This window comes from Bradyrhizobium sp. PMVTL-01, assembly GCF_051861855.1.
Classification (GTDB): Bacteria; Pseudomonadota; Alphaproteobacteria; order Rhizobiales; family Xanthobacteraceae; genus Bradyrhizobium.
Genome location: NZ_CP193982.1, coordinates 6,624,917 through 6,636,693, shown reverse-complemented (window position 1 = coordinate 6,636,693; position 11,777 = coordinate 6,624,917). Strand labels below are relative to the sequence as shown.

Below are 11,777 nucleotides of genomic sequence, written 5' to 3'. Positions count from 1 at the left end.
ACCTTGGCCCGTATCACACTTCGCCAACTGCTCGATCACGCCGCAAGCCACGGCTACGCCGTGCCGGCGTTCAACATCAACAACATGGAGCAGGGCATCGCGATCATGCAGGCGGCGGCCGAGGTCGACGCGCCCGTCATCATCCAGGCCTCGCGCGGCGCGCGCAACTATGCCGGCGATCTCATGCTTTCGCACATGATCGACGCGCTGGAGCGGACCTATCCGGACATCCCGCTCTGCATGCACCAGGACCACGGCAATGACGAGGCGACCTGCGCCTCCGCCATCGCCCATGGTTTCACCTCGGTGATGATGGACGGCTCGCTCAGGGCCGACGCCAAGACTGCGGCCGATTATGACTACAACGTCGCGATCACGCGCCGCGTCGTCGATCTCGCTCATTGGACCGGCGCATCGGTCGAAGGCGAGCTCGGCGTGCTCGGCTCGCTCGAACATGGCGGCGGTGAACAGGAGGATGGTCATGGCGTCGAGGGCAAGGTCAGCCACGATCAGTTGCTGACCGATCCGGACCAGGCTGTCGATTTCGTCCGCGCGACGAAGGTCGATGCGCTGGCGATCGCGATGGGCACCTCGCACGGCGCCTACAAGTTCAGCCGCAAGCCCGATGGCGACATCCTGGCGATGCGGGTGGTCGAGGAGATCCATCGCCGGCTGCCGAATACGCATCTGGTCATGCACGGCTCCTCCTCGGTGCCGCAGCCGCTCCAGGACATGTTCAACCAGTTTGGTGGCGAGATGCCGCAGACCTGGGGCGTGCCGGTCGAGGAGATCGTCCGCGGCATCAAGAGCGGGGTGCGCAAGGTCAATATCGACACCGACTGCCGCCTCGCGATGACCGCGATGTTCCGGAAAGTCGCCGCGCAGACGCGCTCCGAGTTCGATCCGCGCAAGTTCCTCAAGCCCGCGATGGACGCAATGCGCGAGCTCTGCCGCGAGCGGTTCGAGCAATTCGGCACTGCGGGCCACGCCAGCAAGATCAAGGTCGTTCCCTTGAGCGAGATGGCGCGGCGGTACCGTGCCGGCGAGCTCGATCCGCGCGTCGACGCCCGCGAGTCCGTGGCGGCCCAACGAATCAGAGAGAGCAGGAGAGAGACATGAACGCACATGCAGGCACGGTCCGCGGCAAGGAACGCTATCGCTCCGGCGTGATGGAGTACAAGCGCATGGGCTATTGGGAGCCCGATTATACGCCAAAGGACACCGACGTCATTGCCCTGTTCCGCGTCACACCGCAGGAGGGCGTCGACCCGATCGAGGCGTCGGCCGCGGTCGCCGGCGAATCCTCGACCGCGACCTGGACGGTGGTGTGGACTGATCGCCTGACGGCGGCCGAGAAATATCGCGCGAAATGCTATCGCGTCGATCCGGTGCCGGGCACGCCGGGCTCGTACTTCGCCTACATCGCCTATGATCTCGACCTGTTCGAGCCGGGTTCGATCGCCAACCTGTCGGCCTCGATCATCGGCAACGTGTTCGGCTTCAAGCCGTTGAAGGCGCTGCGCCTCGAGGACATGCGCTTTCCCGTCGCCCATGTGAAGACGTTCCAGGGACCGGCGACCGGAATCGTTGTCGAGCGCGAGCGGCTCGACAAGTTCGGCCGGCCGCTGCTGGGCGCAACGGTGAAGCCGAAGCTCGGTCTGTCCGGCCGCAACTACGGCCGCGTGGTCTACGAGGCGCTCAAGGGCGGACTCGACTTCACCAAGGACGACGAGAACATCAACTCGCAGCCGTTCATGCATTGGCGCGACCGCTTCCTGTATTGCATGGAGGCCGTGAACCGTGCGCAGGCGGTCTCCGGCGAGGTCAAGGGCACCTACCTGAACGTCACCGCAGGGACCATGGAGGACATGTACGAGCGCGCGGAGTTCGCCAAGGAGCTCGGCTCGGTCATCGTCATGATCGACCTCGTGATCGGCTACACCGCGATCCAGTCGATGGCGAAATGGGCCCGTCGCAATGACATGATCCTGCATCTGCATCGCGCCGGTCACTCGACCTACACGCGGCAGAAGAGCCATGGCGTGTCGTTCCGCGTCATCGCCAAATGGATGCGGCTCGCCGGTGTCGATCACATCCATGCCGGCACGGTGGTCGGCAAGCTCGAAGGCGATCCCCATACCACGCGCGGCTATTACGATGTCTGCCGCGAGGACTTCAATCCGACCAAGCTCGAGCACGGCCTGTTCTTCGACCAGCATTGGGCCAGCCTCAACAAGATGATGCCGGTCGCTTCCGGCGGCATCCATGCCGGCCAGATGCACCAGTTGCTCGACCTCCTGGGTGAAGACGTCGTGCTGCAGTTCGGCGGCGGCACCATCGGCCATCCCATGGGCATTGCGGCCGGCGCGACCGCCAACCGCGTGGCGCTGGAGGCGATGATCCTCGCCCGCAATGAGGGCCGCGACTACGTCCACGAAGGGCCGGAGATCCTGGCCGAGGCGGCCCAGACCTGCACGCCGCTTAAGGCCGCGCTCGATGTCTGGAAGGACGTCACCTTCAACTATCAGTCCACCGACACGCCGGACTTCGTGCCGACGGCGCTGGAAACCGTCTGAGGAGATTTGACATGAAATTGACCCAGGGCTGCTTCTCGTACCTGCCGGATCTGACCGACGAGCAGATCACCAGCCAGGTGCAGTATTGCCTCGCCAATTGCTGGGCGGTGAACATCGAATTCACCGACGACCCGCATCCCCGCAACACCTATTGGGAGATGTGGGGCCTGCCGATGTTCGACCTCCAGGACGCCGCTGGCGTGATGATGGAGCTCGCCGAATGCCGCAGGGTGTATGGCGATCGTTACATCCGGATCAGCGGCTTCGATTCCAGCCATGGCTGGGAGTCGGTGCGGATCTCCTTCCTCGTCAACCGGCCCCCGCAGGAAGCGGAATTCGAGCTCGTGCGGCAGGAAGTTGGCGGCCGCGCGATCCGCTACAGCACGGTACGAAAGCCCGCCGCCCACGCCGCGCAATAGCGATTCTCACTTCCGCGCGGAGCGCTCCCTGCTCCGTTTCCTTGGCGGACCACTGCTTCGCCGCTTCCCGGCGGCGAAGCCCTTTTGTTCGAGGTGCCGATGCTCGATGTCCCCCACGCAACGACGATCGATCCAAGCGAGACGCAGTTCGATCTTCGGAAGGAGGCCGAGGCGGCCGGTATCACCGAGACGCTGCAACAACTCGATCAGGAGCTGATCGGGCTCAAGCCGGTGAAGAACCGCGTGCGCCAGATCGCATCGCTGCTGCTGATCGAGCGTATCCGGCAGCGCGCTGGCCTCGCCGCGGCGCCACCGACGCTGCACATGTCGTTCACCGGCAATCCCGGCACCGGCAAGACGACTGTCGCGCTACGCATGGCCAAGATCCTGCATGGCCTCGGCTTCGTGCGGCGCGGGCAGGTGATCTCGGTGACGCGCGACGACCTCGTCGGCCAGTATATCGGCCACACCGCACCGAAGACGAAGGAGATCCTGAAGAAGGCGATGGGCGGCGTGCTGTTCATCGACGAGGCCTACTATCTGCATCGTCCCGACAACGAGCGCGACTACGGCCAGGAATCGATCGAGATCCTGCTCCAGGTGATGGAAAACCAGCGTGAGGATCTTGTCGTGATCCTCGCCGGCTATGGCGAGCGGATGACGAGCTTCTTCGCCTCCAATCCCGGCTTTCGCTCGCGCATCGCGCACCACATCGAATTCCCTGATTATGCGGAGGCCGAGCTGCTCGTCATTGCCGAGCTGATGCTGAAGGAGCGCGGCTATCGCTTCTCGGCAGCGGCACGCGAGGCGTTCGAGAAATACATCGCCCTGCGCCGGACCCAGCCGTTCTTCTCCAACGCGCGCTCGATCCGCAACGCCGTCGATCGCATCCGCCTGCGGCAGGCCGACCGCCTGGTGTCCGATCTCAACCGCATGCTCGATGTCGCCGACCTCGAAACCATCGATCCGGCTGATGTCCTTGCAAGCCGCGTCTTCAGCGGTGGTTCGGTTGGGGAAGGAGCGTGAAGGCATGACCAGCGAGATCCTTATTGCCCCCTCGATCCTGGCCGCAGACTTCGCGCGTCTCGGGCGCGCATCTCGATCGCTCGCTTCAGGCGATCCGCGCGCTCGGCAAGAAGGCCGGAGTCAGCCTCTGCCCCCTCGAAACCGGACGGTCAATCCGGGCTTCGGCGGCCAGGCCTTCATCGAGTCCCAGCTCGAAAAGATCCGGCGCGTTCGAAGCATTATCCGCGCTAGGCCGATCCGGCGCGAGGTCGATGGCGGCATCACGCGTGACAATGCTGCAGCGATCGCCGCCGCCGGTGCCGATACGCTGGTGGCGGGCTCCGCCGTGTTCCGCGGCAAGAGCAATCCCGATTACGCCGCGAACATCGCGGCCATTCGCATCGCTGCCGAAGGCGGCCGGGTTCCGCATGTGCAAGATAGTTCCGCGATGCGGATGCGCGTAAGCGATGGAGTCCGTATCGGGTAGACTATGGGAGGGGCACCCGGATGGCGATGGACCATTTCGGCATCGGCTCCTCCTCGCTGTAGGTTTGGAACCAAAATTCTTACCCGGCTTTCTCGAAAATTAACCCAGGTTAAGCGCGTTGTGCACGCAGCAAATGTTTTGCATAAACGCCATTGGCCTGACGCAAATCAGGGCAATAAGCCCAGGTGAATGCGCGGGAGGGTCTCATGGAGAACGTACGTCGCTACCGGGCGCTGGCGTCCCTCTGTCGTCAGCAGGCCGCCTACAGGCCGCTTCAGAACTGGGAACTCCTCGGTCAGGCCGAACATTTCGAATATCTCGCCGAGATGGCGCTGAAGGCGCATTTCGACGCGTGCAATGCGCAACGCGACGAGGCCGCGGAGTGGGAGACGCCCGCCGCGGCGTGAGAGCATCGGCTTCGCTAATGCGACATCAGCGTCGGGATCGTCATGGCCTCCAGCATGCCGCGGGTAACGCCGCCGAGAAAGCGCTCCTGTAATCGCGAATGGCCGTAGCCGCCCATCACCAGCAGATCGAGGTTCTCGTCGGCCGCCAGCGAGAGGATGGTCGGCTGGATGTCGGATCGGGCGGCTGACAGCCCGACGGTGCGGGTCGACAGGCCCCGCCGGCCGAGATGCCTCGCCAGATTGCTTGCCGATACTTCGCCCGGGACCGAATCGGCTGCGTTGATCGTGATGAGCACGATCCCTTCGGCGCGCGCCAGGAATGGTGCTGCGTCGCGCATCGCGCGGGCGGCGACGCGGCTGCCGTCCCAGCAAATCCCGATCCGCTTCGCCTTGAAGGCACCACGGAAGGTGTAGGGCAGGAACAGCACCGGGCCGCCGGCCTGGAACAGGATTTCGCCAGGCACGACATTGTCGAACGAACCTTGAGCCGGATCGGGCTGGAGCACGATGCTGAGATCGTGCAGCCGCGCCATTTCGCCGAGCGAGCTGGCCGCATCCGCGGGGATCGCGCCGAGCGGATGGCAGGTGTAGGAAATGCCGGCGTTGGCCGCTTCGCTTTTGAACACCTCGAGCGCGGCCTCGGCCCGCTCCAGGGCACGCTCGCGTTCCAGCTCGAACACGGCCGCTACGGCGGCGCCGCCGTCCAGCACGTAGGCTGCGCTGCTCGCGACATAGCCGACCGCGACCGCGTCGAGATGGGCGTTGAGATGCGCCGCGAGCGAGATCGAACCGTCGATCACGGCGCGCATCGGCCGTTCGGTCGGGATATGGACGAGAATATCTTTGTACATGGCGCGCCTCCGATCGACATCGTTGGACAGCCGCAGTCTTCCACTGCGCGGTGGGGAGGCCTTGAGCTGCATCAAACGTGCGGCCGCGATTTTGAGTGGCGCCGGCCTCAGCACCTTTGCCAAGATTTAATCGCGTGGACGGAACGCCGTAAGGTGGCAACCCCCATGTTGGGTGCAAGGCGACACCTGACCCAACATGGATATTTCGACATGAACGATCGCGTCAATTCCGACATCACCACGACCCGGAAGATCCTGGGACCGCGCCGGCTTGCGCTGCTCGGTACCGTGGCCGCGCTTGGCGTGGCCGTGCTGGCCGGCTCTCCCGGTACGGCGCAGTTCGGCGTGACCTTCCTGATCTCGCCCGCGCACGCCGCGGAAAGCACCGCGACCCCGCCGGGCTTCGGCGACCTCGTCGCCAAGGTCAAACCAGCCGTGATCTCGGTGCGGGTCAAGATCGACCGCGACAACGACAAGAATGCGATGCTGCAGCAGAACCGGATGGATTCCGACGAGGACTCTCCGTTCGACCAGTTCTCGCGGCAGTTCGGCTTCCGCTCTCCGGGCGGCATGAACGGCATGCCTCGCCAGCGTCACCAGATGGTCACGGGCGAGGGCTCCGGCTTCTTCATCTCCGCCGACGGCTACGCCGTGACCAATAATCACGTCGTCGACCACGCCGAGTCCGTGCAGGTCACCATGGATGACGGCACGACCTACACCGCGAAGGTGGTCGGCACCGATCCGAAGACCGATCTCGCGCTGATCAAGGTCGACGGCAAGAGGGACTTCCCCTTCGTCAATTTCGCCGAGCAGAAGCCGCGGATCGGCGACTGGGTGGTTGCGGTCGGCAATCCCTTCGGCCTCGGGGGCACCGTGACGGCCGGCATCGTCTCTGCCAGTGGCCGTGACATCGGCAACGGGCCCTATGACGATTTCATCCAGATCGACGCACCCATCAACAAGGGCAATTCCGGCGGCCCTGCCTTCGACATGAGCGGCAACGTGATCGGCGTGAACACCGCGATCTTCTCACCGTCGGGAGGCTCGGTCGGCATCGGCTTCGACATCCCGGCGGCGACCGCAAAGCTCGTCGTCGCGCAGTTGAAGGACAAGGGCGCGGTGACGCGCGGCTGGCTCGGCGTGCAGGTGCAGCCGGTGACCGCCGATATCGCCGACAGTCTCGGCCTGAAGGAGGCACGCGGTGCGATCGTCGACAATCCGCAGGACGGCAGCCCGGCGGCGAAGGCCGGGATCGAGGCGGGCGACGTCATCACCGCCGTCAATGGCACAGCGATCAAGGACTCCCGCGACCTCGCCCGCACCATCGCGACGCTGGCACCGGGCACGTCCGTGAAGCTCGATGTCTTCCACAATGGCGGCAGCAAGACCGTGACACTCACGCTCGGCGAGTTGCCGAACGAGCGGCAGGCGAACGGTAAAGCCGAGGAGGGCAAGGTGCAGCCTGACAAGGGCACGCCGCGTCTCGGGCTTAGCCTCGCGCCGGCCGGAGAGGTGCAGGGCGCCGGTCAGAAGGGCGTCGTCGTCACCGAGGTCGATCCGCAAGGGCCGGCAGCGCAGCGCGGCATCCAGACCGGCGACGTCATCCTCAATGTCGGCGGCAAGCCCGTCGCCAATGTCTCGGACGTCCGAGCTGAATTGGCCCAGGCAAAATCGTCCGGCAAGAACAGCGTGCTGCTTCAGGTGAAGGGTGTGGAGGCGACCCGGTTCGTGGCGGTGCCGCTCGCTTAAGTCCTTCGCTCTGAAGCATAATCCAAAAGGCGGCCGGAGGGCCGCCTTTTTCGCGCTGGCGTTGAGGATACCCACAGGCTCACGATAACATTCTCGTTAACGGCAGCATTGATGACGGGTTCGTCCGAAAAAGCCGCGTTCGCGCGTCAGACTTTGGAGTCCATACTGCTTGCATGGGGTGGAACTCCGAACGTCCGGCTGCTTTCTGGAACCAGCCGGTGTTCGCATTTGATCGGTGCCGACATGGATCGATTGAAGCTCTCGCTGAGACGTGCGCTGCTCCTGGTGCCGCTCGTGCTGTCGACCGGAAGCGCCCTCGGACGCGACGACGGCCGATATGCCAATTCACCGCTCAAGCCCTGGTTCGACAGCTTGCGGAGCCATCTCGGCCCGTGCTGCTCGGACGCCGATGGATTTGCCGTCTCGGATCCAGATTGGGAATCCCACGACGGGCATTATCGCGTGCGACTAGACGGTCAATGGGTCGATGTGCCGGATGAAGCCGTGATCACCGAACCGAATCGGGCGGGGCGCACCATGGTTTGGCCGGTGAAGACGGCGTTCGGGATTTCGATCCGGTGCTTCATGCCGGGCAGCATGATTTGACGGGTGTCAGCGTCAGCGCTTGCTGGATTTGCGTTTCGACGATTTCCTGGTCGACTGCTTTTTGGACGTCTTTTTCTTGGATGTCTTCCGCTTGGACGCTTTCTTCGGGACCTTCTTGCCCTTCTTGCGAGCCTTGGAGAGTCCGATCGCGATCGCCTGCTTGCGGCTCTTCACGCGTCCGCCGCGACCACCGCGGCCGCTCTTGGCTGTGCCTTTCTTGTAGCGGCGCATTTCGCTCTCGACATCGCTGCCGGAGCTGCGCGAGTAACGTCGTTTCTTTGCCTTGCGTGCCATGCGTTTTCTCCCTTGGCCGGGGGAAAACCACGCGACACTGCCATGGTTCCGAAAGCGCGTCAGCGACGCTCCCGATGAAGCTAGAAGGAGTTCGCGAGCGCGATCTCAGCTTCGAGCGCCTGGATGCGGCGCGCGGCCTCGGTGAAGGACAGATCTCGCGCATATTGCGCAGGCTGATACGCCTCTTCACTCAGCCGCTTCAGCCGCAGGCCCTGCGCCCGGGTCATTTGCTCCATGAGAAAAGCTTTGGCGTCGTATTTACCCTGAATCTGCATGTCCGCTCTCCATTCTGAAATCGCGACTTGACTATATGTTCTTATTTTGTTCTAACAAGACATGGACAACAGAATTAATGAAATTCGACGTAAAATCAGCTCCTTAAGGTTAGAGATGGCCGACGTCGAGGCATCCGTGCGGGACCTCGTCGATCGGGGTCGGGACTGCACGGAAATGGCCCTGACGCAGATGGGCCTGCGCCGGAAAATCAACCTGTTGATCGGCGAATGGAGAGCGGCCGGCGGTGGCGATGTCCTGCCGGTTGTCCGTGATCGTGTACGGCTTCGTCCGCTGAAGAAGAAAGTCGCAGATCCTGGCCGGACGATCGTGCGGCGCTGAGAGCTTTGGGAGTGCGTCATGGAGGAAGACCCGGACACGTACCGGATCCTGAGACTGCGCGCCGAGATTCTCGAACTGGGCTCCGCGATCCGGCAGTTGCAGCGGGAGGGGCTCGACGACGCTGCGGCCCAGCTCCTGATTGCGCGCAAGCGGGCGCAGCTCGACCATCTCGTGAAGATGAATACTGCGAGCGGTGGACTGAGCATCGCCGATATGCAACGCGACTAGCGCGCGCAATGCGGGGTCAGAGGGATCGCATCGGATGCCCAAGCGAGAAGGTCCCGCGATTGCGGGACCTTCGATGAGCAGCGCGCCCTACTTGGTGGTGCTCATGCCCTTGGTCATCGTGCCGCCCTGATCGGAGCCGGGGCCGGAGCCGCCCTGACCGGACGGATCGGGACTCCTGGCTTTCGTGTTGGCGCCGGTGGTCTGCGATGACGACATCGAGGATCCATGTTTCGCCTTGTGCGACTTGGCCTGCACGGCAAACGGAGCGGCGGCAAGGCCGGTTGCCAACATCACGGCGAGTGCGAGCTTGGTTGTCTTCATGCGCGGGAACTCCCTGGGTTAAATTGACGCAGGCAGCCAACTGCTGTTCGTCACAGGAGTTCCCGACAAGAACCCGCATCTTTCCCGCGACCTTCAAAATTCCTTGTCCTCGTCGATGATGAACACGACGCCCGTGAGTGTCGCACCGATCGCGAACGTTGTGACCAATGTGAGGGCGAACACCAGAATGGCCTGGCTTCCGCCGTGATTGAGCAGATTGGCGACCGCCGGATTGGACAGAGTGAGCGCGAGACCGAATGCGAGCCCGAGAGCTGCGCCCATCATCGCATGCGTCACCAGCTTGATGACGCCGGTGGGAGAGAGCAGGCTCGACGGCTTCTTGGGTGTCTTGTTCGCACGCATGGAACCAACCCTCGATTGCACATGCAAACGCGTGCGATGATCTCGGGTTCCATTCGCATGAAGGAATTGTCATCCGCCGCTTCATCCGGCGTTCATGCGGAGCTTGCGAGGATGAGCTCCATCAACATGGGACACTCGATATGGGTAAGGTCGTCTATCTCTATCGCTCGCTGGCCTATCGGAATGCGGCCGCGGACATGTTGCGCAAGGCGCGCAAGCTGCCGCGCGGCGCGGAGCGAAGCGCCGCCCGCCGCTATGCGAGGGCGCTGCGCGATCTCGCAACAACGGAAGCCTGGCTCGAAGGGCGCGTCGCTGACGAACCTCGGTCGATCCTGCGCACGAAGGTCGCCGCGTCCGGTTAACCCGACGCGCGCTGCAGCTCGGGCGAGGTGTCGGCTTCGGACTTATCCTGCGCTGCCGAGACAGGCGTCTTGCAGGTCAGCGGCACCTCCAGGCGGCACAACAGGCCCTCGGGCCGCCAATCGAATTGCGCCCGTCCGCCGAGCTGGGACTCGACGCTCGCAAGCAGGCTCCGCGTGCCGAAACCGCGAGACTTCGGCGTCCTCACCAGCGGACCGCCGGATTCCTCCCAGGTCAGCGCGAGGCGGCCTTCCTCGACCTGCCAGCCGATCAAGAGCCGGCCGGATCTCGTCGAGAGCGCGCCATATTTTGCGGAGTTGGTGAAAAGCTCGTGAAGAGCCAGCGCCAACGTCTGCGCCGTCGCAGGGACCAGCTGAACCTCGGGACCGGCCAATCGGATCTGGTCGCCGAGCGAATAGGGTGCAAGCTCCTCGTCGATCAGCTTGGAAAGCTCGGCGCCCTGCCAGCTCGAGAGCGACAGGATCGTGTGCACCCGCGCGAGCGCATTGATGCGCCCTTCGACGGCGTTGACGTAGGCCTTGACTTCGTCGGCACGAGTGAGGCGCACGATCGATTGCGCCAGCGCCAGCGCATTCTTGGCGCGATGATCGACTTCCCGCGCCAGCAGGTTTTGCCGTTCCTCGGCACGCTTGCGTTCGGTGATGTCCACGGTGACGCCGCTCACGCGCACCACGCGGCCGCTATTGTCGGCCGTGGCGGCGGCCGTGCCGACACACCAACGGACGTCGCCATCGGGGCGCACGATGCGGAACTCCGTCTCGTAAGAGCGCGTGCCCTTGTTGAATTCGGCGATGGCCTTGCGCAATTGATCGACGTCGTCCGGATGCAACAGTGCCTGAACGTTTGCGGGGTTGACCTCGAAGCTCTCCGGGCTCACGCCGAAGATGCGGTACTGGCCTTCGTCCCACATCCAGTCGCCGTTGATCCAGTCCCAGTCCCAGGACCCCATCTTGCCGGCGGCAATCGCCATGCTGCGGCGCTGCTCGCTCTCGCGCAGCTTGGCGGTGGAGTTCTCCAGTTCCGCCGTGCGGGCGCGGACTCGGTCCTCGAGTTCCTGGTTCAGCCGTTCGAGCTCGCGGGTCTTGCGGTAGAGTTCGGAAAACACCTTGATCTTGGCGCGCAGCACCTCCGGCACGACGGGCACCGGCACGTAGTCGACCGCGCCCATCTCGTAGCCGCGGAGCCGGTCGATGTCGCTCACTTGTATGGCCGAGATGAAGATCATCGCGGTCTTCTGGAAGCGCGGATGTTCCCGGATCATCGCCGCAAGCTCGAAGCCGTCGAGTTCGGGCATGCAGACGTCGACCAGGATCACCGCGACCTCGGTCTTGAGCAGCACCTCCAGCGCCTCGCGACCGGACGATGCGATCACGAGGTTCTCACCGAGATCCTTCAAGATCACCTCGTAGGCGAGCAGCTTGGCCGGCTGGTCGTCGACGAGGAGGATATTGACCTTTTCGTGGTCCATTCGC

The 11,777-nt window shown here is 63.8% G+C and carries 16 protein-coding genes and 1 pseudogene; 11 read left to right on the top strand and 6 right to left on the bottom strand.

Annotation, left to right across the window (positions count from 1 at the left end; translation table 11 throughout):
• Positions 1-3: 3 nt before the first annotated feature.
• The 6 genes and pseudogenes from fba to ACRQ5Q_RS32090 all read left to right on the top strand — a co-directional run bounded on the left by fba (position 4) and on the right by ACRQ5Q_RS32090 (position 4,894).
• Positions 4-1,119 (top strand): class II fructose-bisphosphate aldolase, encoded by a 1,116-nt coding sequence (gene fba, locus ACRQ5Q_RS32115; protein ID WP_439393936.1) that lies wholly within the window; start codon positions 4-6, stop codon positions 1,117-1,119.
• Entirely contained in the window at positions 1,116-2,576 is a 1,461-nt protein-coding gene (locus tag ACRQ5Q_RS32110; protein ID WP_439393934.1) for a form I ribulose bisphosphate carboxylase large subunit, read from the top strand. Before fba ends, ACRQ5Q_RS32110 begins: the two co-directional genes overlap by 4 nt.
• 11 nt (positions 2,577-2,587) lie before the next feature.
• Positions 2,588-2,995: a ribulose bisphosphate carboxylase small subunit gene (locus tag ACRQ5Q_RS32105; RefSeq protein ID WP_439393932.1), complete on the top strand. Its 408-nt coding sequence runs from the start codon at positions 2,588-2,590 to the stop codon at positions 2,993-2,995.
• Positions 2,996-3,094: 99 nt separating this feature from the next.
• The gene (gene cbbX / locus ACRQ5Q_RS32100) at positions 3,095-4,021 is read left to right on the top strand and encodes a CbbX protein (RefSeq protein ID WP_439373867.1); all 927 of its coding nucleotides are present in this window, start codon (positions 3,095-3,097) and stop codon (positions 4,019-4,021) included.
• A gap of 59 nt (positions 4,022-4,080) precedes the next feature.
• A pseudogene (locus ACRQ5Q_RS32095) lies at positions 4,081-4,487 on the top strand (ribulose-phosphate 3-epimerase); the annotation flags it as partial.
• 206 nt (positions 4,488-4,693) lie between these two features.
• Entirely contained in the window at positions 4,694-4,894 is a 201-nt protein-coding gene (locus ACRQ5Q_RS32090; protein WP_439373868.1) for a hypothetical protein, read from the top strand.
• Positions 4,895-4,908: 14 nt separating this feature from the next.
• Here the strand turns inward: ACRQ5Q_RS32090 and ACRQ5Q_RS32085 are convergent, their stop codons facing one another.
• Positions 4,909-5,745 carry a universal stress protein gene (locus tag ACRQ5Q_RS32085; RefSeq protein WP_439393930.1) on the bottom strand — a complete coding sequence of 279 codons (837 nt, stop codon included), beginning with the start codon at positions 5,743-5,745 and terminating at the stop codon, positions 4,909-4,911.
• A 210-nt stretch (positions 5,746-5,955) separates the two neighbouring features.
• Here ACRQ5Q_RS32085 and ACRQ5Q_RS32080 point away from each other — a divergent pair, with 210 nt between their 5' ends.
• Both ACRQ5Q_RS32080 and ACRQ5Q_RS32075 read left to right on the top strand, forming a co-directional pair.
• Positions 5,956-7,497 (top strand): Do family serine endopeptidase, encoded by a 1,542-nt coding sequence (locus ACRQ5Q_RS32080; RefSeq protein WP_439393928.1) that lies wholly within the window; start codon positions 5,956-5,958, stop codon positions 7,495-7,497.
• A 243-nt stretch (positions 7,498-7,740) separates the two neighbouring features.
• Positions 7,741-8,103, top strand: a complete 363-nt coding sequence (locus ACRQ5Q_RS32075; protein ID WP_439375523.1) for a hypothetical protein — start codon at positions 7,741-7,743, stop codon at positions 8,101-8,103.
• Positions 8,104-8,115: 12 nt separating this feature from the next.
• On the opposite strand, the gene ACRQ5Q_RS32070 is transcribed toward ACRQ5Q_RS32075, so the two are convergent.
• Positions 8,116-8,397 (bottom strand): DUF6496 domain-containing protein, encoded by a 282-nt coding sequence (locus ACRQ5Q_RS32070; RefSeq protein ID WP_439373871.1) that lies wholly within the window; start codon positions 8,395-8,397, stop codon positions 8,116-8,118.
• Between the two features lie 80 nt (positions 8,398-8,477).
• Positions 8,478-8,672 carry a DUF3072 domain-containing protein gene (locus ACRQ5Q_RS32065; RefSeq protein ID WP_439393926.1) on the bottom strand — a complete coding sequence of 65 codons (195 nt, stop codon included), beginning with the start codon at positions 8,670-8,672 and terminating at the stop codon, positions 8,478-8,480.
• Between the two features lie 115 nt (positions 8,673-8,787).
• Here ACRQ5Q_RS32065 and ACRQ5Q_RS32060 point away from each other — a divergent pair, with 115 nt between their 5' ends.
• Together ACRQ5Q_RS32060 and ACRQ5Q_RS32055 are read left to right on the top strand one after the other, a co-directional pair.
• Positions 8,788-9,012, top strand: coding sequence for a hypothetical protein (locus ACRQ5Q_RS32060; protein WP_439393925.1), 225 nt, complete (start codon positions 8,788-8,790; stop codon positions 9,010-9,012).
• Positions 9,013-9,030: 18 nt separating this feature from the next.
• Positions 9,031-9,240, top strand: coding sequence for a hypothetical protein (locus ACRQ5Q_RS32055; RefSeq protein ID WP_439373874.1), 210 nt, complete (start codon positions 9,031-9,033; stop codon positions 9,238-9,240).
• A gap of 87 nt (positions 9,241-9,327) precedes the next feature.
• Here the strand turns inward: ACRQ5Q_RS32055 and ACRQ5Q_RS32050 are convergent, their stop codons facing one another.
• Together ACRQ5Q_RS32050 and ACRQ5Q_RS32045 are read right to left on the bottom strand one after the other, a co-directional pair.
• Entirely contained in the window at positions 9,328-9,561 is a 234-nt protein-coding gene (locus tag ACRQ5Q_RS32050) for a hypothetical protein (RefSeq protein WP_439373875.1), read from the bottom strand.
• 93 nt (positions 9,562-9,654) lie between these two features.
• Positions 9,655-9,924: a hypothetical protein gene (locus ACRQ5Q_RS32045; RefSeq protein ID WP_439373876.1), complete on the bottom strand. Its 270-nt coding sequence runs from the start codon at positions 9,922-9,924 to the stop codon at positions 9,655-9,657.
• Between the two features lie 140 nt (positions 9,925-10,064).
• On the opposite strand from ACRQ5Q_RS32045, the gene ACRQ5Q_RS32040 reads away from it, so the two are divergent.
• The gene (locus tag ACRQ5Q_RS32040) at positions 10,065-10,286 is read left to right on the top strand and encodes a hypothetical protein (RefSeq protein WP_439393923.1); all 222 of its coding nucleotides are present in this window, start codon (positions 10,065-10,067) and stop codon (positions 10,284-10,286) included.
• Here ACRQ5Q_RS32040 and ACRQ5Q_RS32035 read toward each other — a convergent pair.
• A complete protein-coding gene (locus tag ACRQ5Q_RS32035; RefSeq protein ID WP_439373878.1) occupies positions 10,283-11,773 on the bottom strand; it encodes an HWE histidine kinase domain-containing protein in 1,491 nt (496 codons plus the stop codon). The two genes, ACRQ5Q_RS32040 and ACRQ5Q_RS32035, sit on opposite strands and share 4 nt — an antisense overlap.
• Positions 11,774-11,777 lie beyond the last annotated feature (4 nt).

Coding starts and splice junctions, on each gene's coding strand:
- ACRQ5Q_RS32050 (WP_439373875.1), bottom strand. CDS start 9,561: ATGAAGACAACCAAGCTCGCACTCGCCGTGATGTTGGCAACCGGCCTT.
- ACRQ5Q_RS32040 (WP_439393923.1), top strand. CDS start 10,065: ATGGGTAAGGTCGTCTATCTCTATCGCTCGCTGGCCTATCGGAATGCG.
- ACRQ5Q_RS32075 (WP_439375523.1), top strand. CDS start 7,741: ATGGATCGATTGAAGCTCTCGCTGAGACGTGCGCTGCTCCTGGTGCCG.
- ACRQ5Q_RS32090 (WP_439373868.1), top strand. CDS start 4,694: ATGGAGAACGTACGTCGCTACCGGGCGCTGGCGTCCCTCTGTCGTCAG.
- ACRQ5Q_RS32065 (WP_439393926.1), bottom strand. CDS start 8,672: ATGCAGATTCAGGGTAAATACGACGCCAAAGCTTTTCTCATGGAGCAA.
- ACRQ5Q_RS32080 (WP_439393928.1), top strand. CDS start 5,956: ATGAACGATCGCGTCAATTCCGACATCACCACGACCCGGAAGATCCTG.
- ACRQ5Q_RS32105 (WP_439393932.1), top strand. CDS start 2,588: ATGAAATTGACCCAGGGCTGCTTCTCGTACCTGCCGGATCTGACCGAC.
- ACRQ5Q_RS32035 (WP_439373878.1), bottom strand. CDS start 11,773: ATGGACCACGAAAAGGTCAATATCCTCCTCGTCGACGACCAGCCGGCC.
- cbbX (WP_439373867.1), top strand. CDS start 3,095: ATGCTCGATGTCCCCCACGCAACGACGATCGATCCAAGCGAGACGCAG.
- ACRQ5Q_RS32060 (WP_439393925.1), top strand. CDS start 8,788: ATGGCCGACGTCGAGGCATCCGTGCGGGACCTCGTCGATCGGGGTCGG.
- ACRQ5Q_RS32085 (WP_439393930.1), bottom strand. CDS start 5,745: ATGTACAAAGATATTCTCGTCCATATCCCGACCGAACGGCCGATGCGC.
- ACRQ5Q_RS32110 (WP_439393934.1), top strand. CDS start 1,116: ATGAACGCACATGCAGGCACGGTCCGCGGCAAGGAACGCTATCGCTCC.
- ACRQ5Q_RS32070 (WP_439373871.1), bottom strand. CDS start 8,397: ATGGCACGCAAGGCAAAGAAACGACGTTACTCGCGCAGCTCCGGCAGC.
- ACRQ5Q_RS32045 (WP_439373876.1), bottom strand. CDS start 9,924: ATGCGTGCGAACAAGACACCCAAGAAGCCGTCGAGCCTGCTCTCTCCC.
- ACRQ5Q_RS32055 (WP_439373874.1), top strand. CDS start 9,031: ATGGAGGAAGACCCGGACACGTACCGGATCCTGAGACTGCGCGCCGAG.